23 protein-coding genes are annotated in these 23,329 nt (G+C 37.5%); 17 read left to right on the top strand and 6 right to left on the bottom strand.

What is annotated here, in order from left to right; translation table 11 throughout:
- Positions 1 to 332: transposase (locus tag ACPWSO_RS17675; RefSeq protein ID WP_426084893.1), on the top strand; the 332-nt coding region annotated here is incomplete at its 5' end.
- Positions 333 to 356: 24 nt separating this feature from the next.
- Here the strand turns inward: ACPWSO_RS17675 and ACPWSO_RS17670 are convergent.
- Both ACPWSO_RS17670 and ACPWSO_RS17665 read right to left on the bottom strand, forming a co-directional pair.
- On the bottom strand, positions 357 to 1,856 hold the full coding sequence (locus ACPWSO_RS17670; protein ID WP_426084892.1) for a PTS transporter subunit EIIC: 1,500 nt from the start codon (positions 1,854 to 1,856) through the stop codon (positions 357 to 359).
- Positions 1,857 to 1,884: 28 nt separating this feature from the next.
- Positions 1,885 to 2,586, bottom strand: a complete 702-nt coding sequence (locus ACPWSO_RS17665) for an N-acetylmannosamine-6-phosphate 2-epimerase (RefSeq protein ID WP_426084891.1) — start codon at positions 2,584 to 2,586, stop codon at positions 1,885 to 1,887.
- A 151-nt stretch (positions 2,587 to 2,737) separates the two neighbouring features.
- On the opposite strand from ACPWSO_RS17665, the gene ACPWSO_RS17660 reads away from it, so the two are divergent.
- Both ACPWSO_RS17660 and msrA read left to right on the top strand, forming a co-directional pair.
- Positions 2,738 to 3,568 carry a MurR/RpiR family transcriptional regulator gene (locus ACPWSO_RS17660; protein WP_426084894.1) on the top strand — a complete coding sequence of 277 codons (831 nt, stop codon included), beginning with the start codon at positions 2,738 to 2,740 and terminating at the stop codon, positions 3,566 to 3,568.
- Positions 3,569 to 3,650: 82 nt separating this feature from the next.
- A complete protein-coding gene (gene msrA / locus ACPWSO_RS17655; RefSeq protein WP_426084890.1) occupies positions 3,651 to 4,181 on the top strand; it encodes a peptide-methionine (S)-S-oxide reductase MsrA in 531 nt (176 codons plus the stop codon).
- Positions 4,182 to 4,306: 125 nt separating this feature from the next.
- Here the strand turns inward: msrA and ACPWSO_RS17650 are convergent, their stop codons facing one another.
- Positions 4,307 to 5,059, bottom strand: coding sequence for a prepilin peptidase (locus ACPWSO_RS17650; protein WP_426084889.1), 753 nt, complete (start codon positions 5,057 to 5,059; stop codon positions 4,307 to 4,309).
- Positions 5,060 to 5,375: 316 nt separating this feature from the next.
- On the opposite strand from ACPWSO_RS17650, the gene ACPWSO_RS17645 reads away from it, so the two are divergent.
- From ACPWSO_RS17645 to ACPWSO_RS17590, 12 genes are all read left to right on the top strand, one after another.
- A complete protein-coding gene (locus ACPWSO_RS17645; RefSeq protein ID WP_426084888.1) occupies positions 5,376 to 6,200 on the top strand; it encodes a DUF5105 domain-containing protein in 825 nt (274 codons plus the stop codon).
- A 113-nt stretch (positions 6,201 to 6,313) separates the two neighbouring features.
- Entirely contained in the window at positions 6,314 to 6,802 is a 489-nt protein-coding gene (locus ACPWSO_RS17640) for a Dps family protein (RefSeq protein WP_426084887.1), read from the top strand.
- 1,698 nt (positions 6,803 to 8,500) lie between these two features.
- Entirely contained in the window at positions 8,501 to 8,734 is a 234-nt protein-coding gene (locus tag ACPWSO_RS17635; RefSeq protein WP_426084886.1) for a hypothetical protein, read from the top strand.
- A gap of 137 nt (positions 8,735 to 8,871) precedes the next feature.
- The gene (locus tag ACPWSO_RS17630) at positions 8,872 to 10,281 is read left to right on the top strand and encodes a GHKL domain-containing protein (protein ID WP_426084885.1); all 1,410 of its coding nucleotides are present in this window, start codon (positions 8,872 to 8,874) and stop codon (positions 10,279 to 10,281) included.
- 5 nt (positions 10,282 to 10,286) lie between these two features.
- The gene (locus tag ACPWSO_RS17625) at positions 10,287 to 11,030 is read left to right on the top strand and encodes a LytR/AlgR family response regulator transcription factor (protein ID WP_426084884.1); all 744 of its coding nucleotides are present in this window, start codon (positions 10,287 to 10,289) and stop codon (positions 11,028 to 11,030) included.
- A gap of 142 nt (positions 11,031 to 11,172) precedes the next feature.
- The gene (locus ACPWSO_RS17620; protein ID WP_426084883.1) at positions 11,173 to 11,730 is read left to right on the top strand and encodes a hypothetical protein; all 558 of its coding nucleotides are present in this window, start codon (positions 11,173 to 11,175) and stop codon (positions 11,728 to 11,730) included.
- Between the two features lie 14 nt (positions 11,731 to 11,744).
- On the top strand, positions 11,745 to 12,806 hold the full coding sequence (locus ACPWSO_RS17615; protein WP_426084882.1) for an efflux RND transporter periplasmic adaptor subunit: 1,062 nt from the start codon (positions 11,745 to 11,747) through the stop codon (positions 12,804 to 12,806).
- Positions 12,799 to 13,464, top strand: a complete 666-nt coding sequence (locus tag ACPWSO_RS17610; protein WP_426084881.1) for an ABC transporter ATP-binding protein — start codon at positions 12,799 to 12,801, stop codon at positions 13,462 to 13,464. Before ACPWSO_RS17615 ends, ACPWSO_RS17610 begins: the two co-directional genes overlap by 8 nt.
- A gap of 12 nt (positions 13,465 to 13,476) precedes the next feature.
- Positions 13,477 to 14,682 (top strand): ABC transporter permease, encoded by a 1,206-nt coding sequence (locus tag ACPWSO_RS17605; RefSeq protein ID WP_426084880.1) that lies wholly within the window; start codon positions 13,477 to 13,479, stop codon positions 14,680 to 14,682.
- A gap of 34 nt (positions 14,683 to 14,716) precedes the next feature.
- Positions 14,717 to 16,798, top strand: coding sequence for an ATP-binding cassette domain-containing protein (locus ACPWSO_RS17600; protein WP_426084879.1), 2,082 nt, complete (start codon positions 14,717 to 14,719; stop codon positions 16,796 to 16,798).
- The gene (locus tag ACPWSO_RS17595; protein ID WP_426084878.1) at positions 16,795 to 17,208 is read left to right on the top strand and encodes a thioredoxin family protein; all 414 of its coding nucleotides are present in this window, start codon (positions 16,795 to 16,797) and stop codon (positions 17,206 to 17,208) included. The genes ACPWSO_RS17600 and ACPWSO_RS17595 overlap by 4 nt, the downstream gene beginning before the upstream one ends.
- Positions 17,209 to 17,220: 12 nt before the next feature.
- Positions 17,221 to 17,715 carry a thioredoxin family protein gene (locus ACPWSO_RS17590; RefSeq protein ID WP_426084877.1) on the top strand — a complete coding sequence of 165 codons (495 nt, stop codon included), beginning with the start codon at positions 17,221 to 17,223 and terminating at the stop codon, positions 17,713 to 17,715.
- Positions 17,716 to 17,876: 161 nt separating this feature from the next.
- On the opposite strand, the gene argH is transcribed toward ACPWSO_RS17590, so the two are convergent.
- Both argH and ACPWSO_RS17580 read right to left on the bottom strand, forming a co-directional pair.
- Positions 17,877 to 19,256 carry an argininosuccinate lyase gene (gene argH / locus ACPWSO_RS17585; RefSeq protein ID WP_426084876.1) on the bottom strand — a complete coding sequence of 460 codons (1,380 nt, stop codon included), beginning with the start codon at positions 19,254 to 19,256 and terminating at the stop codon, positions 17,877 to 17,879.
- 367 nt (positions 19,257 to 19,623) lie between these two features.
- The gene (locus tag ACPWSO_RS17580; RefSeq protein WP_426084875.1) at positions 19,624 to 20,820 is read right to left on the bottom strand and encodes an argininosuccinate synthase; all 1,197 of its coding nucleotides are present in this window, start codon (positions 20,818 to 20,820) and stop codon (positions 19,624 to 19,626) included.
- 425 nt (positions 20,821 to 21,245) lie between these two features.
- On the opposite strand from ACPWSO_RS17580, the gene ACPWSO_RS17575 reads away from it, so the two are divergent.
- Positions 21,246 to 22,022: a helix-turn-helix domain-containing protein gene (locus tag ACPWSO_RS17575; RefSeq protein WP_426084874.1), complete on the top strand. Its 777-nt coding sequence runs from the start codon at positions 21,246 to 21,248 to the stop codon at positions 22,020 to 22,022.
- 393 nt (positions 22,023 to 22,415) lie between these two features.
- Positions 22,416 to 23,024 carry a DUF1054 domain-containing protein gene (locus ACPWSO_RS17570; protein WP_426084873.1) on the top strand — a complete coding sequence of 203 codons (609 nt, stop codon included), beginning with the start codon at positions 22,416 to 22,418 and terminating at the stop codon, positions 23,022 to 23,024.
- Here ACPWSO_RS17570 and ACPWSO_RS17565 read toward each other — a convergent pair.
- Positions 22,995 to 23,329 (bottom strand): transposase (locus ACPWSO_RS17565; RefSeq protein WP_426084872.1); only part of this gene is annotated, 335 nt, incomplete at its 5' end. The two genes, ACPWSO_RS17570 and ACPWSO_RS17565, sit on opposite strands and share 30 nt — an antisense overlap.

Below are 23,329 nucleotides of genomic sequence, written 5' to 3'. Positions count from 1 at the left end.
CAGAATGCAAGAAGAAGCTTTCAGATGAAAAAACAGGTTCGATTTATCGACAACGGAAAATCGATGTAGAACCAGTGTTTGGGCATCTAAAGGCTCATTTGGCGTTCCATCGTTTCCATTTACGTGGAAAACAAGGAGCGAAGATTGATGTTGGTTTGGCTCTCATGGCACTAAATCTAAGAAAATTAGGAAAATATATGGAGAGAAAGAGAAGGGAAGAAAAAAAAACAAGCCCGATTTTGACATTCATCATCAAAATCGAGCTTATTTTCTTTTTGAGAGTGGATTATGTCCCACTCCCTTTTTTATATTCAGTTGAAACTGCTAATTAAGTGAAAATCAAACTTCGTGGAACATTATTCTGTACCCAGTATTTGATTAATCTCCTGACTAAATAAATCTGCTTTGCCGCCAAAGACAGCTTGAATGCCGCCATCTATTTCCAGCACAGCGATTGCTCCCAGCTGTTTGATGTGCTCCTTTTCGACGATATTGCTTGCCTTGACAGCAACACGTAAGCGTGTCGCACAGGCTGCTACTGAGATAATATTTTCTTCACCGCCAAGTGCTTCGATAATCACTAGAGAATCATCATATAACGAACCTGATTTGACTGTTTCTGTTAATTTATCTCCTTCATCATCAGTGATTTCCATTCCGGGAATAGCTACTTTAAATCTTCTAATACAGAAGGAAAAAACAAAGTAATAGACAGCGGCCCAAAGTAAACCTAGTGGAATAATATAGAGCCAATGGGTTCGGCTTTCTCCCTGGAAAACCCCAAATAACAGGAAGTCAATTAAACCGCCGGAAAATGAATTTCCAATACGGATACTGAGCAAGTCTGCAACGAAAAAGGAACAGCCATCAAGAAAAGCGTGAATGACGTACAGCCACGGAGCACTGAACAAAAACATATATTCAATGGGTTCGGTGATACCTGTTAAGAAAGAAGTAAGCGCACCACTGGCATAAAGACCACCAGTCTTTTTTCGATTCTCTTTCGGTATTGCCCGATACATTGCATAACAGGCTGCAGGCAAACCGAACATCATAGTAGCGAATCGTCCGGCAAAAAAACGAGTTCCGTAAGTAAACAAACCAGTATGGTTTGGATCAGCCAGTTGAGCAAAGAAAATATTCTGAGCTCCGGCAATTTGTTCCCCCGCAACAGTTTCTACTCCGCCCAAAGAGGTGTACCAGAACATTGGATAAATAGTATGATGAAGACCGACAGCCCCAGTTAATCTAAGCAGAAATCCGTATAGAAATGTACCGATACTGCCCATACCAGCAACCCCTTCACCTACAGAGACCATTACTTGTTGAATAGGCGGCCAGATTAAAAAGAAAATGACACCTATAATAATTGCAGCAAGTGAAGAAACAATTGGAATGAATCGGGAGCCGCCAAAGAAGCCTAAAAAGCGGGGCAGTTCAATTTTCCGATAGCGATTATGAAGAAAGGATACCGTTCCGCCAATCGCGATGGAACCGATTACACCAGTGTCTATAGTATTATCCGGTGAGAAAAGCTGAAGTAATCCGCTGATAGTGGTCGTATAAACAAGAAATGAGACTCCGCCTGCTAATCCTGCAGTTCCTTTATCACCGTTTGCCAGACCAACAGCTAAACCGATTGCGAAAATAAGAGCTAAATTGCTAAAAACTGCATTTCCGGCATTGCTCATAACAGTTAAGATTGTTTGCAGCCATTGCTGATTCAGCCAAGGATAAGCTTGAATAGCACTGGCATTAGATAACGCTCCTCCGATTCCAAGCAGCAAACCAGCTGCTGGCAGAATAGCTATAGGCAGCATAAATGCTCGTCCTAGTTGAGAAAATTTCTTAAACATATAACTCCTCCTTTAATAAATACCCAAATTATTTTTTCACAGCTTCTACAGCTGAAATGAAACGTGCAGCAATTTCCATAGGGCGGGTAATCGCTCCGCCAACAACAATTCCGGCGACGCCAAGCTGGCTGATTTCGGCTGCCTGTTCAGGCGTCTGAATTTTCCCTTCGGCAATTACATCAATGCCCTGTGCGACTAATTGCTGAATTAGCTCTATCGCAGGTCCGTCATCTTTCCGGCTTTCACTGGTGTAACCAGCCAATGTAGTTCCGACAAAGTCTACACCAGCCTTCCAAGCCAATTCACCCTCTGCCAAAGTGGCAATATCTGCCATTAAAAGCATATTCGGATATTTTTGCTTAATCGCTTGGATATTTTGAGTAACTGTTTTTCCGTCATAACGTTCCCTGTTTGTACAATCAAGTGCGATAACTGCAACGCCTTCCTCCGCAAGTGCATCAACTTCCTGCATTGTAGCTGTAATAAACGGTTGTTGTGGAGGGTATTCCCGCTTAATAATCCCAATAATGGGCAGCTGGGTAACAGCTTTAATTTCCTTAATATCCCGAATCGAGTTTGCCCGAATCCCTACAGCACCTGCTTGTTCAGCGGCTTTGGCCATTAGAGGCATGATTCCTCCGGTTTCTGAATATAAAGGCTCTCCAGGAAGTGCTTGGCAGGATACAATAACACCGCCATTTATTTTTTTTGAAAAGTCTCTTTTCTCCATTTTTACCTCCATAATATAAAATTTGGAGTTTGTCTCCAAAAACAATATACTACACTCCTCCGAAAATGTAAATATGGAGGAGGAAGAAAATTTGACAAAAAGCGAAAAAAAATGGAAAATGGTACTAATAAATGAAGGTTGGAGAATGATGATGAGTTATTTAGAAAATATACATGCAAACTATACTTATTTAACAAAATCAGAAAAGAAAGTGGCTGATTATGTCGTTTCATCTGGTGAAAAAGTCCTGCATCAGACAATGGTGGATATTAAGAAAGCAACAATGGTTGGGGATGCAACGATTGTTCGTTTCTGCCAGAAAGTTGGATATAATGGGTTTTCTGATTTAAAAATCGATATTGCCAAAGAAGGATTTCCAGCAGGTGTGCCGAGTCATTCTTCTTTGACTGAAAAAAACTTTATAAAAACAATTGAAGACCGATTAATCAAAGCAATCCAAGAAACCTGTGTACTGGCTGATGAGCAAAAGCTGAAAACTGCTGTGACATACATTTATAATGCTAAAAATATCTATATTTTCGGAGTTGGCTCCAGCGGCATCACTGCTCGAGACATGGAGTCGCGCTTCTTAAGGGGAGGAGTCCAGGCAAAGGCTATTACAGATTCTCATTATCAGGCAATGAATGCCTCGCTATTTTCAAAAGAAGATGTCGTAATTGCGTTAAGTCTTACTGGGAAGACAACGGATATCTACGATGCCTTATCGATTGCAAAAAAGAATCAAGCAAAAATCATTGTGATTTCAAACTATGTTCTGTCTCCGATTGCTCAGATTGGCGATGTTGTTTTACAAACCGCAATAGAAGAGTATTTGCTGAATGGCGGTTCATTGACGGGAAAAGTGTCTCAAATTTTTGCTATTGATTTGTTAATCACTTACTACGAAAAAACATATGGTATCAATGAATTGCAAATGAGAGAAAAAGTAGCCCGTTCAATCATGAACAAGCAGCTGGATTAGTTAGAATTCTAATTCTTAGAAAAGCAGATAATTGTGCTTATTAATCTAAGGGGCGTATTATTGCTATATGAGGAGGGATAATATGGCTGATTTTGAAAAAGCAATTTTTGCTGGCGGCTGCTTCTGGTGTATGGTGCATCCTTTTGATGAGCATCCTGGGGTTATTTCTGTGGTCTCTGGTTACACTGGCGGTCACGTAGAGAATCCAACCTATCAACAGGTGACAACGGGAACAACGGGGCATACTGAGGCGGTTGAAATTACTTTCAATCCAACTATTCTGCCGTATAAGGAACTGGTTAATATCTATTGGCAACAGACAGATCCAACAGATGCTTTAGGTCAGTTTGCAGATAGAGGGGATTCTTATCGTCCAGTTATCTTTTACGAGAATGAGGAGCAGAAGAAAACGGCAGAAGCTTCTAAAACAGCGCTGGAGAACAGCGGACGCTTTAAAAAACCAATTGTTACTAAAATTGAGCCTGCTCAGCCGTTTTATCCGGCTGAAGAATACCATCAGGATTATTACAAAAAGAATCGTCTGCACTATAATCTTTATAGAAAAGGCTCCGGACGAGCAAAATTCATAGAAGACCACTGGAAAGCTAAATAAGAAACAGCGGAGCTTTGCTGAATGAATTGTTCCAAATATAAAAATCTCAAAGAACAGAGAAATCCAACTGTTCTTTGAGATTTTTATATTTTTTAATCAATAGTATGAATAGAAAGGTTGTTCAATCAAAGGTATTCTAATAAAGCCAATAGTGTATTTTGACTAAAAATTATAAGTGGATAATCAGATGAAAATACAAAGAGAATCAATCCTAATAATAAGAAAGGGACGAACGGAATTTGTCCGACCCTTCTACGAAAAAAGATACGTTGGAATAGTGCATATAGTAAGGCACTTCCACTAGAAAAAAATAAGATAAACAAGATGCCTTTTCCATCTAAAAGCAGCCCCCAGAATGATAATAGTAAAACATCCCCGTAGCCAATCGATTGTTCAATTAGTTTATTCAGCAAGCAAAGACTGCTGAATACAATCAGACAGGTTTGGAAATATAGGGGGTGTCCCAACCCGCTGTGGCAGAAAATCAAAATAAAGGTGCAGGGATAAAAAATTCTGGGCTCTACAATCATATAGAAAATGTCTGTCAAAGAGAGTACTAATCCCATAGACAATAGTAAAAAGGTATGAAGGGAGGATAGGTTAATTTCTTGTGAAAAACAAAGAACACCTAATGATCCGCCAGACAGCTCGCTGAAAAAATAGATAAAAGGAATTTTTTTAGCACAGTAGTTACAGCGAAACCGTTGTAGAATAACAGAAAATAACGGAATCAGCTCATAAAACTGCAGTTTTTGGGAACAGTGGGGGCAGTGAGAGGCTGGTGACAGGATCGAGCCTCCTTTAGGTATTCGTTCAGCTGTTAAACAATAAAATGAACCTAAGCAAGCGCCGAAAATAAACAACAACAGATTAGTCATTGTACTCCTCCCTTCAAAACAAGATACGCAAAGTTTATAAAACTCATTTAATTATTTTTAATAATCAGCCCTCTCTCTGCTTTTGCTGTTGGTAAAAGGGATTCTTTTAAATCAGCCAACTTGTGCTGTAAATCTGAATACTGACACATTCAATAGATTTTATCCAGTTACTATTCCACCGCCTACCATTCTGTTAGAGGTTCCTTATACAGCGAAAATTTTGCTGAATTTATGTGGACTTTTCTCTATATTTTAGGAATAATAGATAGTAGCAACAAACATATAGCAAGTGAATGAACACTAATGGAGGGTACATATGAAAAAAGCAGCAGTAATGATCATTGCGTTTGTCAGCATTCTGCTGACGGGCTGCAACAGAGCTATTCCGGCTGATGAAGCGGGTGAATTGCTTATTGACCGCTTGATTTACCAAGAAAAGAAGAATGAGTTTGAAGCAGGCTTTAGAGATGGAGAGGCCACTGGAAAGAAGCTGGATGATAATAGTTTAGACTTTGAGGAAAACTTTATTTCTGGTCTAGAGTCAACTGGGACAAAAGTACCTAAAGAAGAGGCGGAGAAGCTGACACAGGAATTGCTGAAGCAGACCAAAGCAAAAACAAGCTATCGAATTGTTGAAATAAAAGAGAATAAAAAAGGTGCCGAAATCACTTACTTCATTACTGGCCTGGATTTGGTCAATGCGATGAAGGAAATGACTAGGACATTAGTTCGGGAAGCTGTTGAAAAGGCTGACGGCGCAGAAACAGATCAAGAAATCCTTGAATCGACAATTTCCATTTTAACGGAACGCATAAAAGTTATTAAAATAGAAAATGATGATATTGAAATTAGCTTAAAGCTGGAAAAAGAAGGCGGCAAATGGTATATTCCGGCGGCTCAGGAGGAAACCGTTTCTCGTATATTTATGGCTTTTATATCGGGTACAGAAGATGATGAAGAACTGAATGACGGATTAAACGAAGCGGTAGATGAAGTGATGAATGAGATGTTGGATTCCTTATACAGCCAGCCGGCTTTAGATGAAGAGACAACAGATGAAGAGCTTCAGCAGGCAATTGATGATTTATTAAAAGAAACCCAGGGTTCTACAGAAGAATCAGCCACAACGGAATCAGATTAGATTATAATAACTATTAAAAAATAAATATTCCATTCTTGAGAGATTTTGTTGTACTTTTCCTCTGTTTCATACTAAACTAGTAATGTAGACAAAATTTAGGAGGATGAATAATAATGAAATTTGAACAAACAAAAGAAGTACTAAATCAATTAGTAGCAGACTTAAGCCAATTTTCAGTGGTTATCCACCAAACACACTGGTATATGCGCGGACCTGAGTTCCTAACACTGCATCCGTTAATGGACGATTATATGGATGAAATTAACGATCAGCTTGATGTTGTTTCTGAACGTCTGATTACGCTGGATGGTTCTCCATACTCAACCTTAAGAGAATTTGCGGATAACACTGGCATCGAAGATGAAGTAGGCAATTGGGACCGTACAATTCCTGAACGTATGGAAAAATTAGTAGAAGGTTATCGTTATTTAGCTGACCTATATCAAAAAGGTATTGATGTTTCTGGTGAGGAAGGCGACGATTCTACTCAAGATATCTTTATTGCTAATAAAACAGATATCGAAAAGAAAATCTGGATGCTGCAGGCTAAATTAGGCAAAGCTCCTGGTGTTGATGCAGATACTCGAACAAAAGCAAGATAACTATAAAAAAATCTAAGCAAACATACTAAGATTAGAGTTTGGGACATAAGTAAATGCCCGAACTCTTCTTTGTCTAAAATCCGAATAAACGGCGTTCCAAAAGTAGCTCTCTCGGAAATAAGCCGAACTATCTCAAAAATATGAAAAGCTATTTTCGGATAATTCGTCTTATTTCTCGAAGCTAAACACTTTTGTCTCGACCTCTATTTTCTATTTATAGCGTATAGTGAGGGTGAAAGGAAGCTCGAACAAAACCTCGAGGACCACGAGTCCGAAATATAAACCGAGCTCCTTCTCTATCCTTTTAGAATCAGGTTTAAGTATGTTGAGACTACGAGGTTGTGACAGAAGTGGTCAGCTTCAAGCACCAAGTAGGTACTTTTCATCATCTGTTCAGCTTAAAAGAGCAATTACAGTAATTCTAAGCAATAAGGCGGAAATTCCGAAAATGACAGGAAACATGAAGGTAAACCGTTCGATGTTGACTGATTCCTACCTGGTGTTCCACAGATTTTTGCGAATTTTCGCCTTATTGTCGAAGAGCCTTGAAACACGGTGATTTACCACTGATGTTGAGCGGACATCGATGCAGCTCGCTGCTAGTAGTTACTTCTAAAACACAGTTTATCCAAGTTTAAGGACTGAGGCACACTAATGTCACAGCCCTTTTTTGTATGCTTTAAATTTGCTTGTAGGAGAGAGTTCTTTAATCATAAGAGATACTATTTCAAAATAACAGTTGATGTAACGCAAATGGTTTTCAGCAGCATTATACGTGGTAAATTCGTCAAAATCAGTAAAAAACCTAAAATACAAAGTAGAAATGCTATGATTCGGATGTAGACAGGTCTATCAACAAAATAAGTGGGATTGGGGGAGCAGAGATGAAAAAGCTTTCTACGGAAAAAGGCTGACGCAGTTCAAGCAAGTTATAGAGTTTGTTATTATCGTAAGGGCATAATTATTTGTTGCATTTGGAAATGATTTGCAGGAGAAACTACAAAAAAACTTATTATTAGGAGGAAACAAAAATGAGAAAATTGATGAGAAAAGAAGCACAGGGCATTTTGGCAGGTATTTGGGTACGTGTGTGTGTATATAAAAATGGGCGCTTAGTTGGTTGTACACCATGGCGTTGGGTATAAAACAACAACACTTGGATAAGGTAGCTCAGACAAATTAGGTATAAACTATTCTTTATGAAATAAAAGTAGCAATTCATTTTAGGGGGAAATGACATGAAAAAATTAGCAAAAAGAGAAGCACAAAATATTTTAGCAGGTGCATGGACAAGAGTCTGTATCTATAGTAATGGAGTTCTTATAAGCTGTGGCTCCTGGAAATGGGTGTAGTCGTACAAAAGCAACTAAGTATTAGTAATGAAATCGTAGGACTATTGCTTCTTTTATAAAATAAAGTTTGTTTACTTAATGACTGTTTGAAGCACTTTCCGAAAAATGCAGGAAAAAAGAGTATGGGGGATTGGTAATTCAGCGATTCCCTATACCTTGAGTCCTGAAACGATTAGCAGATAAATTTTGTGTTTTCGAAAATGGACAGCAAATGATTTCAAAGACTACTCATATACACAGGCTGAAAAAGGTTACGTTAATGTGTCCAAAGGCTTGCAAGCTGTTATTTAATTGTATTGAAGTAGGTGTAAACTATAGAATATTTTCATTGAAAGGAAGAGTACATATGAAAGAAAAACAAAAATTATCAATTATAAAAAAAGTTATTTTGGTATGTGTCACAACTAGTTTAATTGGAGGAGCAGGATATTTTATTTACTCTAGAATGAATACACATAACTTTAACGGCTTAGAGGAATTTCAGCAGGAAGGGTTAAAAGAAGGGGTAAATAATATTTACCTTGATGACGATGAAGATTTTGATGATTTACCAAATGAAATCAAAGATGCATTGGAATAAAAAAGATAAAAAAGGCTAGAATAGAAAGAGATTTGTTTATCTATAATAGCCTTTTTGTTATTATTTATTTTCTCGATAAGTATATAAGACCTTCCTATGCTATAATTAAAGTAATTCGTACAAAAAGGAGAAAAAGGATGCTGAAGGATTTTTTTATGTTTTGGGAAAATTTTTATTTTTTATATTTAACGATTGTGATTCCAATTATTTTGTGTGTGCAGCTAAAATTTCGTAAGGCAATTACTACTGCAAACTGGATAGGAATTATTGGTTTATTTGTGTGTATTGATTTTGTTAAGTTCAAATATATTTTATCAAATTCATCAGGCACTGAGGTGGCGTATACGGGTGTTCCTAATGAGTTAATATTGGGGACTCTTTTAAGTCTGCTGGTTTTGGTTCTACTATTATTTAAGGGTGTTTCATACAGGGAAGCTATTGGTAATCTATCATTAATTTATTTGTTGGTTTATGCAGTAAGGAATATTGTGCCTTTATTAATGATGGCGCTACTCTCTAATGTAGACATGCTTCAATATCTGATTTTAGTTAGTATTTTTTCTGTAATGCTCTATTATTCTATCAATCGAGGGATTATCCGTTTTCTAAAAAGAGTGCAGGTTGAAGGTATTTTCAAGAAAATTATTTGGCTACCTGCAATAATGGTTCTGGTTTTAAATGTAGCATCAGTACAGCAATCTACTAAAGAGATTCCTGCTAAGGATCAACAGATAGTTGAGGTTGCGATGGACGAACAAAACCAGACAAGTGAGAATTTTTCCGAAGGAACCTTGTTGGATGGAAGCTTCTATCTATTCTTATTTATATTAATTATGGTCAGTGCAATTTTTATAATCATCAATAATAATGAAAAGAATCAAAAGTTGCAGTTTCAGATTGAACGGTCAGCAGAATTGGAAAACTACATCCAGAGTATTGAACTGATTAGGGATGAAATTCTAAGCTATCAACATGATTACGATAATATTTTTATCGGCTTGTCTGGAGTGATTTATGATGATGAATTCAGCTTAGCTGCATTGAAAAGCTACTATGAAAACAGCTCTGAACAAATATTGAGAAATAAAGGAATTAGAATTATTAAGCTGTTAAACTTAAAAAATATTAATATACCTGAGCTAAAAGGGATACTGGCACCTAAAATTCTACAGGCGAATCAAAAGGATATTAAAATTCATTTTGAAGCAAAGGAGCCAATTGAGACAATTGAAATGAGTAATACGGATCTTACAAGATGCGTGGGTATATTGTTGGATAATGCTATTGAAGCAGCAGAAAAAAGTGAGGAAAAGGAAATCAATCTTGCTTTTGTTAAAAAGCATAATAGTGTAATTTTTGTGATTCAAAATACTTATAACGACAAGGAATACGGGATTGATAGGAAGGTTTCAAAAGATAACTACCGTCATGGTTTTGGCTTGAAGAATATTCAACAGATTATTGGACGTTATAAAAATGTGCAGTTAAAGACAAAAATACAAACAGATTATTTTATTCAAGAAATCTATTTTTATGAGAAGGTGTGAAGCAGATGATACCAATCTATATATGTGAGGATGATTCAGTTCAGTCAGAAGGTTTGGCGTATTTGTTGAATAAGAAGCTGATAACTGATGATTTGGGAATGGATATAGTTCTGAATACGAATCAGCCGGAGAAGTTGTTGGAAACGGTTCGAGACAATCTAGGCACAGCTATTTATTTTCTGGATATTGAAATTGAAGGAAGTCAGATGAACGGTTTGGTTTTAGCGCAAAAAATTAGAGAATATGATCCAGACGGCTATATTATCTTTGTAACGACCCATTCAGAAATGAGCTTTTTGACCTTTCATTATAAGGTTGGTGCGTTAGATTTTATCATCAAAGATAAAATTCAATTGATGGAGCCTAAAATCAACGAATGTATTGATACAATCACGCAGCGTTTAAGAGCTAAAGGCAATGTAAAGAGTGAGTATTTTGCTGTGAATGACGGGGATGATTTATCCTATATTGCTTATGAAGAAATTTACTTCTTTGAGGTAACAGACAACCATAGAATACTACTGGAAGGGAAATGTCTCCGTACAGACTTTTATGGCACATTGAAAGACATTGAAAAAAGGGTAGACAAGCGTTTCTTTAGAAGTAACAAGTCCTTTTTAATTAATCTTCACCATATAACAAAAATCGATCAAAAGAATAGAATTGTCCATTTTCCGAATGGAGAAACTGCGCTGGTATCCAGGTTGAACTTAAAGCAGCTGCTAAAATTGAAAGAACTCTCTTCTTGAGGAATGACCATTTGTGTAACGCGAATGGTCATTCTTTTTTGTTGCGTATAGATTTTTACAGAATAGGTAAATAAATAAAACAATGGGGAAGCAAATGTTATAGTAAGCGTACAAAATTAAAGTGATGAAAGGCGGATATGGCATGGAAAAAAATAAAAAATGGTTGGATGCACTTGCAAAAACAATGATCATTGGAGGAATAGTTTTTTTAACAGGATGTTCCCATACTGGAAATAAAGCAGAAAATAATACTTTTTCATCAGAAACAGTTTCTCAAAATAGCAGGGCAGCTCTAATTGACGACAGTAGTGCTTCATTGGAAGAGACGGATGTGGCGGAAGTCGGAACACCAATCAAAGAAGTTTCTTCAGCAGATGTAACAAAGATGTTGAGCAGTAAGGAATCTTTATTTATCTTTTTTGGTAAGCAAAGTTCAAAGGAATATCAGCATTATCAAGCAGCAATAAAGGAGCTGTCGACAGATGTAGCTGAAAAAATTTATTTTATGGATGAGTCGAAAGAAAAAGGCGGTCAATTATATACCCAATATATGTTTGATATGGCATTGGAAAATGGTAAATATGAAAATTTAGGTGTTTATTTTGAAAAAGGAAATCCAAAACGAATTTGGGGTCCGACATTTACTTCAGAAGAAATTGCTTCGTTATTTAATGGCGAGAGCGTCGATCGGGCAGTATAAAGGAGGAAGCAGGAATGAAAAGAAAAAAACTTTTAATCATAGCAGGAATTATTGGCATGTTGCTGGTGAGTGTTGTTTCGTTAACAGCATTTTCCAGTAAGAAGAAGGTGGAACAGAAGTATACAAGCTACAAAGTAATGTCAGCTGAAGATTTAAATTTCTCTGGTACAATCAAAGCCCAAAAGATTCAGTCTGTTGCCTATGATTCTGTCTCTGGCGAAATTGCTTCTATTACTGTTCAAAATGGCGCAGATGTAAAGGCAGGTGATATCCTGATTAGTTATTTCAGTAAAGAAAATCAGCTGGCATTAAATGAAAAAACATCGATGAAGACTAATTATGAAACCAATATTGGAAATTTGAATCGAGAGCTTCAGGAAGAGCAGTACAAATATAATCAAGCGAATTATGCAAATGATGAAGCTAAGAAGCAGGCTGCAGAAACTAATATGAATTCCATTCAAGCGTCGATTACTCAATATCAGGATTTATTGACAGATGTGGATGCACAAATTGCTTCATTAAATAGTAAAAAGGAGTCTTCTGTGGTTGCTGAGTTTGATGGTAAAGCTGTTGTTGATGAAACCGCTAAAAGAGATGCTGCCAAGCCAGTAGTAACAGTATATTCCAGTGATAGAGTTGCTGAGTTTACGGTAACAGAATTTGATGTAGAGAAAATCGCTTTAAATCAGGAAGTTAAGATAATGTACAAAAACCAAGACAAAACAATTAGCGGGAAAATTTCCTATAAATCAGAAGTGCCGAAGGTAGATAGTGGGAGTGCTGCGGTGTATACAAGTGAAGTATCGATGGATGAAAAGGTTCCCTTAGGTTATTCAGTAAAAATTGGGATTCAGCAAAATGAAATTAAAATTCCGGCAGATGCAGTTGTCACAGAGGGAAAGGAACAGTTTGTCTATATCTATAAGAATGGCAAGGCGAACAAACAGAAAATTGTCGCAGAAGTTATTGATGGAGAAACGTTTCTGTTAAAAGAAGGACTAAAGGAAAAGGAAAGTATTATCAGAAAATCGAAAGATTTAAAAGATAAGATGGAAGTGACTGTGGATGATTAAACTAAGAAATATTAAAAAGTATTATGGTGATGAGGAGAATAAACTATGGGTTTTGAATGATATCAGTTTAGATATCCAAGAAGGTGAGTTTACAGCTATTATGGGACCCTCCGGTTCAGGGAAGTCCTCTTTGATGAATACAATTAGTTTTTTAGACGGTGATTTTTCTGGAGAATACTTTTTCAACAACGAAAAAGTATATCAGTACAGTGATCAGCAGCTGTCTGCTATCCGTAATGATAAAGTAGGCTTTGTTTTTCAGTCATTTAATTTGATAGAAAATTACACAGCCTTTGAAAATATAGAGCTGCCGCTTCTATACGCTGGTTACTCTCATAAGGAAATTCAAAAGCAAGTCAATGATATGCTGAAAAAGGTCGGACTTGAAGGGAAGGGAGAGCGCTTGCCCAAACAGCTGTCAGGCGGCCAGCAACAGAGAGTAGCCATTGCAAGAGCGTTGATTAATTCACCAGAGTTTATTGTCGCAGATGAGCCAACGGGTGCATTGGATACAAAAACTTCAGACGAGATTCTTAGCTTGTTTAAAACACTAAATGAAGAAAATGATGTGACTATTTTAATGGTTACCCATGATCCAGAAGCGGCTGAATATTGCAGCCGTGTGATTGAAGTGAGGGATGGTCTGGTGATTGGCTAAGGAGGGAAATCCATGAAGATAAATATTATTTGGGAGTCAGCAATAAAAGCAGTACGCAAAAATCGAAGGAGAAGTCTTTTGACTATGCTGGGATTGATTATTGGCATCGCCTCAGTCATTACCATTGTTTCTGTGGGACGAGGCTATAAGCAGGCGCAGATGAGAGAGCTTCTGCCTACTAGTGATGATCAGACAACACAGGTGACACTAAAATTTACTCCTGAGGAAAGCAGCTTTAAAGATACCAATTTTATCAATTTTAGTCAGGAGGATATGCAGCTGCTGGAAAGTGTGTATGGTGTGAAGCACGTTGTTCGATCAAAAGAAAATCCGGAGAAGAGCTATCGTAAAAAAGAGGTATCTTTTCGGGGGACAGATGAAACGATGCAGATTCAGCTTATTCATTCTTTAAAGCAGAAGCAATCACTTGCTTCTCTTAAGCATTCGAGAACATTTAATGACAGTGATTTAATTAATCAGAATAAAGTCGTCTACGTTTCCTCTCAAATTTTAGCAGAAGCTTCCGAAAACAATCAGCAATCGCTGATTGGAGAAGTAATTAAAATACAGGATGAAGATTTCTTAGTTGTGGGAGTATTTCCCTCAACCTCCTATTCTTCTTTAAAAATTCAAATGCCGGCACAGACATATGCTAAATATTTTCCTGGGGAAGAGGTAACAAATATGGATGTTACGTTTACCAATGAAATCTCTTCTGTCAAAATGCTTGATACCTTAACAAGAACGATGAATTCCAAAGGTAGTAATAAGGACTTTGGAAAATACCAGCCAGTTTCAGATGGTGGAATGGTTGATACTTTAGGGGAATTATTTTCATCAATGACAGCGATGTTTACTTTTGTTGGAGCAATTTCATTGTTTGTTTCAGGTGTAGGTGTGATGAATATGATTTATACGTCCATTTCTGAACGGACAAAAGAAATTGGGATTCGCAGAGCTCTGGGAGCTACAGAGCGTTCGATACAATTACAATTCTTGTTTGAAGGACTGACGATTACCCTTGTAGCTGGAGGAATTGGTTATGTCGCGGGCTTGTTTATTGCAAAATTTATCAGCATGATTTTGAACTTCAACTTTATACCGGATTTCTTTACAGCATTTATTGCTGTTCTATTATCTGTTACTGTGGGGTTGATTTTCAGTTATTATCCGTCTAAATCGGCAACAGAAAAGGATGTTGTAGAGCTGGTAAGATAAGGGTTTGTATGTGAAAAGAATAAGGAGGAAAATGATGAAATACGCGCATAGTATCCAAAATGAAACGAATGACTGCGGTGTTGCAGCTATTCAAACAGTGTTAAGTCAGCTAAAATTTAAAAATACGAACTTAGCACGAAATCTTGAAGAGATTTTAAAATATAAAAAGTATAGTGAAAAAGGATTGTCACTATATGATCTTCAGGAAGTATTAGGAGAGTATGGTGTAGAAGCTGATTGTTATGAAGTCGCGGATTTTGAAGAATTGAGATCTCAGCGCTTTCCGCAAATCGTTACGGTTAAAAAAGATGGGCTGCCTCATTATTGTGTTATTCATGAATTCAATGAGGGTTCTGTGTGGATTTCAGATCCCTCTGAGCTTAACGTTTTTAAAAAAGAGGTTGGTGCTTTTCAAAAAGAGTTCATGGGGTATGCTATTTGTATTGACGAAGTAGAAGAAAAAACACCGAGCTTTACCATTAATAAGAGCTATCCAGAGCAGGTTATTGAAACAGCATTGAAAGAAATTCCAAATGGGAAAAAATTATTTTCAATGGCTGCAATTCTGGCTGCGATGTTTCTTCCTTTAATAGCAACGTACGGCTTGGAATATTTATCTGGAAGATATGTAGATTCTATGCAAACCGGTACAATTGCCTTAGTGGCTTGTTTTGTAGCCGTTTTAATCATATTATGTATGAATCTGATGCGTTACAATGCAAGGTTTAAAACGGATTTGTCGAATGTAGTAGAGCAAAAAGTACTGACGAAGCTTTTCGATAAATACTTAGGTGATATGGATGCTAAAGTAGGTCTTGATAACTTATCTGGTTATTTTTGGAATTGTATTACCGCTAGTCAAGGGCTGCTGGAACGCTTCTACTTAATTGTCCATTTATTCTTTTCTGTTCTTTTAGTTTTGGCATTAGCGAAATACAGCTGGCTATTAGCTATGAATCTGTGTTTATGGTCCTTTATTTTCTATTTGTGTTCTCGCTTATATATAAAGAAATCCTGCCTGAACTACAAAGCCTTTATAGCCAATTCTAACCGCCTTTCAGGCACGTTTGAAGAATCAATTCGTACTACTCTTGATATACAGGCTTTTTCAAAAGATAAAGCTGCCATGCAGAACTTCCAAAATAAGCTGAAGGAGTACTTTAATACAAAATTGGAGATGAATGATACGGATACAATCATTTCAGCTTTAATAGATGGTACAAGAACAATGATGATTTTAACACATTTCATTTTATTTTCATTTTTATTCAAAACGGGACATTTAAATCTTTTAGCTGGGGTAGTTAGTGGTGTTTATGTTTTATATATCGCTACCTCTGGTTTGAGTGGGCTGTTTGGGAGCTATTTCTCCTATATAAAGAGTAGAGAAGCGATTGAATATATTGAAGCTAAGAATGATTTTGATAAAGAAATGGCACCTGAAACAATTAATATTGAGGAAGCCGCAATTAAAAAAATTGAGCTTGAGGATGTCTCGTTTTCTTATGAAGAGCAACAGATTTTGCGTAAAGGAAAATACACGTTTGAATCAGGGAATATCTATTCTATAGTTGGGAAAAACGGTGTCGGAAAATCAACGCTGATAAAACTATTAAGCGGACTGTTGGACAATCAGGAAGGCTCATTTAGAATCAATAGTCATAAAACGATGAAAACAATGAAGAATACCAATATTTTTGATTATATTGCCTACTATTCAACTGAAATGGAGGTGTACAATCAATCAGTAGAAAGTAACATCACGTATTCTGTTTTTGATGAGGACAAAGCTGCATTGAGCGCAAATCATTATTCATTTACTTCAGTAGCTAAAGATCATCAAATGGATGATTTAGTCAGCTCTTCAGGTCGAAACATTTCCCAAGGCCAAAAACAGAAACTACTATTACTTAGAACCTTAAACAAAGAAGCTGATATCTATATATTTGATGAGCCGACAGGTAATCTTGATGTTGAGACTCGGGAAGAGTTTATTGCTACTATCCATGAGCTGACAAAGAAAAAGGACAAGCTAGTGCTTATTGTTACCCATACAGAGGAAATCGTTAAAGCTTCTGATGTAGTTTATCAGTTGAATGGAGGAGAAAGCGAATGAAGCACATTTCTAAAAGAATTTTGAGTCTGGCTTTATTGTTACTACTGCTTACAGTCCTTATTTATAGGAACATCACACTTGAAACTAGTGCAGCCGCCTTTGAGAAAATGGAAATCACTGAGTTAAATGAGAAAATAGCAAAGGCTGAGCCTTTATTGGTTTATTATTATGCTGAAGACTGTCTCCCTTGTCAGGTGTTTAGCCCTGAATTGAAAGAAGTAACGACTGAGCTGGGAATAACGATTAATCAAGTAGATGCGAAAAATTTGGAGAATATGGACTTTATTAAAAAGTATAATTTGACAGCTACACCAACGATACTTTTATTTAAAGATGGCGAGGTAATTCGACAAGAAGGTGCAGTTGAAAAAAAAGAGCTGAAGCAGCTGCTGACGGATTGGCTTTTATAGGAGGAGAGAAAAATGAAAAAAGCAGGGATTATCATTGGTAGTGTGTTCGTGCTTGTCCTTGGTGCGATTTGGTATAATAGACAGCAAAAAGAAGTTTTAGCCTATCAGCAGCAGCTCGCAGAAGAAAAGACACAGTATCCAGAGATTTATGATACATTAAATTCAATAACAGTGGAAAGCTTTGAAGAAAAGGTTTCCAATCAGGAAGATTTTGTCGTGTATGTCGGAAGACCAACCTGTTTGGACTGTAGTGATTTTGAACCAGCACTTATTCTTATGCTGGAAAAGTATGAACTGCATTCAAAGCTGGAGTATCTGAATGTTGCTCAATTACGAAAAGATGAGACTGCCTGGGGAAATTTTAAAGAGACTTACGCGATTCAATATACGCCAACGATAGCAACCTTTGAAAAAGGCAAGCTTATATCTCAAGTGAGTTGGACACCAGAAAAAGGAACGGAAATAGATCGATTTGATGACTATCTAAGTGAAATAGCTAAGAACTAGACAGAGTAGGACAATGATCCGGAGAAAATCCGATTATTATCCTACTCTATCTACCTAAAGGATTAAATGCATGGGATAAACAAGCAGTTTATCAGAATATCCTGAGAAGTGGCTAAAAAGCTTGGTATATGCTTTTCTGAGTGAACAAAATTTAGGTACCCCTATTCTTTTTTTAACTGTATTATTGCTTTTTCAATCGCTGATTTCACCTGTTCAAAGCCTGTTCCACCTTGAGAGTTACGGCGTTTTACAGCAGTTTTTGATGCAAGCGTGTCATAGATATCCTCTTGAATCAACGGTGTAACTTCCTGATATTCGTCAAGAGGAATATCCTGTAGATAGATGCCTTTTTTTGTACACGCCAGTACTAATTTCCCGACAACTTCATGGGCCTGGCGGAAAGGCATGCCTTTACTTGCTAGATAGTCTGCCAGTTCAGTGGCATTGGAAAAGTCTTTTTCTGTAGACTGAGCCATAACCGCTTCGTTTACCTTCATTGTTTCAATCATGCCAGCCATGATATCTAAGCTAGTCAAAATAGTATGAGCTGTATCAAACATGCCTTCCTTATCTTCCTGTAAATCCTTATTATAAGCTAGTGGAAGTCCCTTCAGGACAGTGAGTAAGCCAAATAAGTTGCCGAAGACTCGACCAGATTTTCCGCGAATCAATTCTGCCATATCCGGATTCTTTTTTTGAGGCATAATAGAGCTGCCTGTTGAAAAAGTATCAGTCAGTTCAATAAACTGAAATTCATGACTGCACCAAAGAATGATTTCCTCGCAAAAACGGGAAAGATGCATCATTAGCAGAGAACTATTGCTTAAAAATTCTAAAATAAAGTCCCGGTCGCTAACACCGTCTAAGCTGTTTTCGTAAATAGAAGTAAAGCCAAGCTCTTGTGCTGTCAAGTTTCGATCTATTGGGAAGGTGGTTCCTGCAAGTGCGGCACTGCCTAAGGGTGAAATATCAATTCTTTTTAAGCTTTCAGTAAAACGTTCCTGATCTCTTGTGAGCATGCCGTAATAGGCCATCAAATGATGGGCAAAGGATATCGGCTGTGCATGCTGAAGATGTGTGTATCCAGGCATCAGCGTTTCAACATGCTTGTCCGCTTTATTAACCAGTACCTGCCGCAGTGTATGCAGAGAATTGATTGTTTCCAAGACAACATCTTTTAAATACAAATGCATATCTGTAGCAACTTGATCATTTCGGCTGCGTGCTGTGTGCAATTTTCCGGCAACGGCGCCAATTTCTTCATGAAGGAAGGTTTCGATATTCAAATGGACATCTTCGTTTGCAACTGTAAATGCTAATTCACCAGCCTCTATCTTCTTTTGTACAGTCAACAGCCCTTGAACAATGGTGTCCGCCTCTTCCTGCTTGATTATCCCTGTTTTACCCAGCATTTTTACATGTGCCAAACTGCCTTTAATATCCTGTGCTGCCAATTTTTGATCGAAGGAGATAGATGCGCCGAATTCATCAATCCAGCCTTCATTCTTTCCTTCAAATCGTCCACCCCAAAGTTTTTTCATGATATTCACCTCAATAAGTATGTACTTTTTTAGAAACAGAAAAAACGGTTTATCCAGTCCTGTTGTGTCTATAAATCCTGTGAAAGAAGCGAGCTGCGCTAGGAGTCGTTTTGTCTGCAATGCAGGCAAGGAATGCTCTTTAGCCCGAAATCTTTACAGGATTTATATGGATAAACCGTCATATTGCATGTGCTGATTTAACTTGTTCATTAGGATGCATGATGAAAAGTGCCTTGCTGAACTCATTATTTCATTCCGCAGAATAAAAGGAGCTTCTCTAAAGGCAAGTATCGAAAAGACGGCATGGATGGCATTATTTACCTGCTGGTAAACGTCATCTCGCAGATAAGCCTTCTTATTCTTTGTTTTACAGTTGGGCTTGAACCTCAGCATTTACTTTTGTTGGAAGCCCCCATAGCTTGATAAAACCAATCGCTGCATCCTGATCAAAGGTATCGGCTGATGTGTAGGTCGCCAACTCTTCGTTATACAGGCTATTATCGGATTTTCTTCCTTCAACGATGGCATGTCCTTTAAACAATTTAACCCGAACAACCCCATTTACGTATTTCTGCGTTGATTTCAAAAAGGCAATTAGAGCATCTGTTAGCGGGTTAAACCACAGACCGTTGTAAATCGCCAGAGATAATTGATTTTCGATAATCGGTTTAAAATGCGCTATTTCCCGAACAAAAGTCAAATCTTCCAATTCTTTGTGAGCTGTCATTAGAGTAATAGCTGCCGGACATTCATAAACTTCCCGGGATTTAATCCCAACTAACCGGTTTTCCACATGGTCAATCCGTCCGATGCCGTGCTTGCCTGCTAAATCATTTAAATAAAGGATTAATTCAGAAAGCAGCATTTGGTTTCCATCAATAGCAGTTGGAACACCTTGGCTGAAGGTAATTTCAATAATATCGGCCTGGTCTGGTGCATCTTCTAAGCTGGCAGTTAAATCATAGGCGCCTTCTGGTGGTGCCGCCCACGGATCTTCTAATATGCCGCATTCATTTGCCCGTCCCCAAAGGTTTTGATCGACAGAATATGGATTATCCAAATCAGCTGGAATGGGTACACCTTTTTTCGTTGCGTAGTTAATTTCTTCTTCACGTGACCATTTCCATTCACGAACAGGAGCAATAACCTTAATAGCTGGCGCCAATGAATTGATAGCTACCTCAAAACGAACTTGATCGTTTCCTTTGCCGGTACAGCCGTGAGCAATAGTGGTTGCTCCAGTTTCTTTTGCCAGTTCAACTAGTTTCTTAGCAATCAGCGGTCTAGATAGTGCGGAGACCAGTGGATAAGATTGTTCGTAAAATGTGTGTCCTTGCAGTGCAATCAAGGCAAACTCCTGAGCGAATTCTTCTTTTGCATCAATCGTGTAAGAAGCTGAAGCACCGAGCTGAAGTGCCTTGTTTTTTATAAATTCTAAATTTTTTCTTTCTCCAACATCCAGACAGCAGGCGATGACATCGTATCCTTCATCCACCAGCCATTTTACGGCAACAGAGGTATCTAACCCTCCGGAATAGGCTAAAATTACTTTTTCTTTTGACATATGCAAACTCCTTTACAGATTCCAATTCGGTTTCTAATTTGAATTGAATCTATCATAGCACCTGAAAATACAAAAATCAATACTTTTCTTAAATAAATATGCAAATAATTATAGTTTAATAGTAAAATATGCATTTTCGGCTAAGGATTATGTAAGGATACTGGCTTTCTAAATGAATAATTTGTATAAAGAATGAATAAAAAAGCAGATGTTTTGAAATTTCGATATGATTTTTTTCAGGAAATAACCAGAAAAAGTGGATATGAAAAAATATAAGTTAATGTTGTTTTGTTCTTTTCAACTAGCTGAAAACCTTATTCTATCAGTATGCTAAGATTCTTTGCAGCGTGTTTTTAGAAATGCTTATTTTCTTTTCTTGTAGAAATGGTATGCTTTTCCTATAGTGAAAACAGAAGGAGAAAAAGATGGAACTAGGAGAGAAACTTAAAGTAAAGAGGCAAGAATTTAATTTTACACAACAGGATTTGGCAGATAAATTACATGTATCCAGACAGACCATTTCAAACTGGGAGGTGAGTAGAAGTTATCCGGATATAGAGAGTCTGATTCAGCTGAGTGAAATATTTTCCGTCTCTTTAGATGTATTATTGAAGGGAGATCAAAAAATGATTATTAGTTTAAAGAGAAAGAATTTATTGGAAGTATTATATATGGTGTTTAACGGCATGTTGGCAGTCAGTATCCTGCTTTGCATGAGCATTGACTTTATTTATTCCAGAAGCTTAACATGGTCCCTTATCGTTATGATAGGTTGTTTAATCGCTGGAGCGGCTATAGCTGTTTTCCGTTACTGTGAAACAATGAAGCTGGTTAAGGCCAGTGCCGCAGTAAGCCTGCTGCTCGTTCCATTAATGATAGTTATTCAATGGCAAGCTCCTTATTTGGAACTATCTCAGCTATTGATGGTAACCGGAATCTGGACAGGCTATTACTGGGCTGTACTGCTGTTATGGACGCTGACTTCGATTAATTTCTGGCAGCTGCTGGTTTTTGCGTTATTGCTGAGCTTTGGTTGTGAATGGGCAGCTATTTATACAGCAGGTGAGACCGTCCAATTAAGTACATTTCTGATTCAAAATTTGGTAGAGCTACTACTGACAGGCCTGTTTGCTTTTTTCGGGATTATAAAAATCGACAAAGGCAGGATGACTAAAATTTTATCAGAGTACAAAAGAATATAACTGATGATAAAGGGGGGGATGAGACAGAAAGATAGGCGCTGAGAACCAAGTAGGTATGAAGTGATGTTCATCTTGCTCATGGTAGTGTATCTCAGGAGTAAGCGGGATGCTCTTAAAAGGCCAGTGACCGCAGTGATGAGCGGTTTTGATGCTGACTGATTTTTACTGGAGAATTTATACGCTTTAGTTAAGGGAGAGTTTGGGTGCTTATTTACGCCTCAAGCTCTTTTCTTTTTTCTGATATAGAAAGTTGGTAGAACTATGCTATAATTTTAGCTGGTTAGTGAAATCAAATGATTAATTATTTGATGATAGATAAACGTTATTCTAATGATTATACTTCTTGGATAATGATTCCAGTAAGTTTAGTGACAGAAACGGAGTGTAGCAGCTATGTTTGTAGCAAAAGATTTTGAAGTATTTGAAGTGGCTGGTTTGGAACCAAGAATGGAAGCTATCCGTAGCCGGATTCAGCCGAAGTTTCAAACGTTAGATGAATATTTTGCGGGGGCGCTAGGGGAAGAGCTAGGTATTGAGTTCTTCGTTCATATCGCTCAGCATCGGCGCCGAACGACATACCCGCCAGAAAATACTTGGTCTGCTTTGAGTAGGAAGAAGCGAGGGTATAAAATGGAGCCGCATTTCCAGCTGGGAATTTGGCCGGACTATGTGTTCATGTGGTTGTCCTTGATTGATAACCCGAAGAATGAACAGGCAATCGCTCAAGCATTTTTAGATAATCTGCAATTATTTAGTCAACTTCCAGAAGATACGTACTTCTCCTTAGACCATACTATACCTGGAGTTGAGCTTCTTTCGGAAGGAGCCTACGAAAAAGGACTAATGCGATTTAGAGATGTGAAAAAAGGCGAATTTCAAATTGGCCGAATTTTAAAAAAAGATAATCCAATATGGGATGAGCCGGAAGAAGCGAAAAGCTATATGCTCGAAACCTATCAGCAGCTGCTTCCGTTATATCGTATCGCGATAGCCCAAGAATAAAAAAGAGACTGGGACATAATCCACTCTCAAAAAGAAAACAAGCTCGATTTTGATGATGAATGTCAAAATCGGGCTTGTTTTTTCTTCTTCCCTTCTCTTTCTCTCCATATATTTTCCTAATTTTCTTAGATTTAGTGCCATGAGAGCCAAACCAACATCAATCTTCGCTCCTTGTTTTCCACGTAAATGGAAACGATGGAACGCCAAATGAGCCTTTAGATGCCCAAACACTGGTTCTACATCGATTTTCCGTTGTCGATAAATCGAACCTGTTTTTTCATCTGAAAGCTTCTTCTTGCATTCTG

The sequence above is a fragment of the Enterococcus sp. LJL51 genome (assembly GCF_049894025.1).
Lineage (GTDB): Bacteria > Bacillota > Bacilli > Lactobacillales > Enterococcaceae > Enterococcus_L.
The sequence above is the reverse complement of the archived record's forward strand: the minus strand, read 5'-3'. Positions and strand labels throughout refer to the sequence as shown.

Excerpts from the sequence above, each read along its gene's own strand:
- ACPWSO_RS17670 (WP_426084892.1), bottom strand. The coding sequence starts at position 1,856 with ATGTTTAAGAAATTTTCTCAACTAGGACGAGCATTTATGCTGCCTATA.
- ACPWSO_RS17665 (WP_426084891.1), bottom strand. The coding sequence starts at position 2,586 with ATGGAGAAAAGAGACTTTTCAAAAAAAATAAATGGCGGTGTTATTGTA.
- ACPWSO_RS17660 (WP_426084894.1), top strand. The coding sequence starts at position 2,738 with ATGAGTTATTTAGAAAATATACATGCAAACTATACTTATTTAACAAAA.
- msrA (WP_426084890.1), top strand. The coding sequence starts at position 3,651 with ATGGCTGATTTTGAAAAAGCAATTTTTGCTGGCGGCTGCTTCTGGTGT.
- ACPWSO_RS17650 (WP_426084889.1), bottom strand. The coding sequence starts at position 5,059 with ATGACTAATCTGTTGTTGTTTATTTTCGGCGCTTGCTTAGGTTCATTT.
- ACPWSO_RS17645 (WP_426084888.1), top strand. The coding sequence starts at position 5,376 with ATGAAAAAAGCAGCAGTAATGATCATTGCGTTTGTCAGCATTCTGCTG.
- ACPWSO_RS17640 (WP_426084887.1), top strand. The coding sequence starts at position 6,314 with ATGAAATTTGAACAAACAAAAGAAGTACTAAATCAATTAGTAGCAGAC.
- ACPWSO_RS17635 (WP_426084886.1), top strand. The coding sequence starts at position 8,501 with ATGAAAGAAAAACAAAAATTATCAATTATAAAAAAAGTTATTTTGGTA.
- ACPWSO_RS17630 (WP_426084885.1), top strand. The coding sequence starts at position 8,872 with ATGCTGAAGGATTTTTTTATGTTTTGGGAAAATTTTTATTTTTTATAT.
- ACPWSO_RS17625 (WP_426084884.1), top strand. The coding sequence starts at position 10,287 with ATGATACCAATCTATATATGTGAGGATGATTCAGTTCAGTCAGAAGGT.
- ACPWSO_RS17620 (WP_426084883.1), top strand. The coding sequence starts at position 11,173 with ATGGAAAAAAATAAAAAATGGTTGGATGCACTTGCAAAAACAATGATC.
- ACPWSO_RS17615 (WP_426084882.1), top strand. The coding sequence starts at position 11,745 with ATGAAAAGAAAAAAACTTTTAATCATAGCAGGAATTATTGGCATGTTG.
- ACPWSO_RS17610 (WP_426084881.1), top strand. The coding sequence starts at position 12,799 with ATGATTAAACTAAGAAATATTAAAAAGTATTATGGTGATGAGGAGAAT.
- ACPWSO_RS17605 (WP_426084880.1), top strand. The coding sequence starts at position 13,477 with ATGAAGATAAATATTATTTGGGAGTCAGCAATAAAAGCAGTACGCAAA.
- ACPWSO_RS17600 (WP_426084879.1), top strand. The coding sequence starts at position 14,717 with ATGAAATACGCGCATAGTATCCAAAATGAAACGAATGACTGCGGTGTT.
- ACPWSO_RS17595 (WP_426084878.1), top strand. The coding sequence starts at position 16,795 with ATGAAGCACATTTCTAAAAGAATTTTGAGTCTGGCTTTATTGTTACTA.
- ACPWSO_RS17590 (WP_426084877.1), top strand. The coding sequence starts at position 17,221 with ATGAAAAAAGCAGGGATTATCATTGGTAGTGTGTTCGTGCTTGTCCTT.
- argH (WP_426084876.1), bottom strand. The coding sequence starts at position 19,256 with ATGAAAAAACTTTGGGGTGGACGATTTGAAGGAAAGAATGAAGGCTGG.
- ACPWSO_RS17580 (WP_426084875.1), bottom strand. The coding sequence starts at position 20,820 with ATGTCAAAAGAAAAAGTAATTTTAGCCTATTCCGGAGGGTTAGATACC.
- ACPWSO_RS17575 (WP_426084874.1), top strand. The coding sequence starts at position 21,246 with ATGGAACTAGGAGAGAAACTTAAAGTAAAGAGGCAAGAATTTAATTTT.
- ACPWSO_RS17570 (WP_426084873.1), top strand. The coding sequence starts at position 22,416 with ATGTTTGTAGCAAAAGATTTTGAAGTATTTGAAGTGGCTGGTTTGGAA.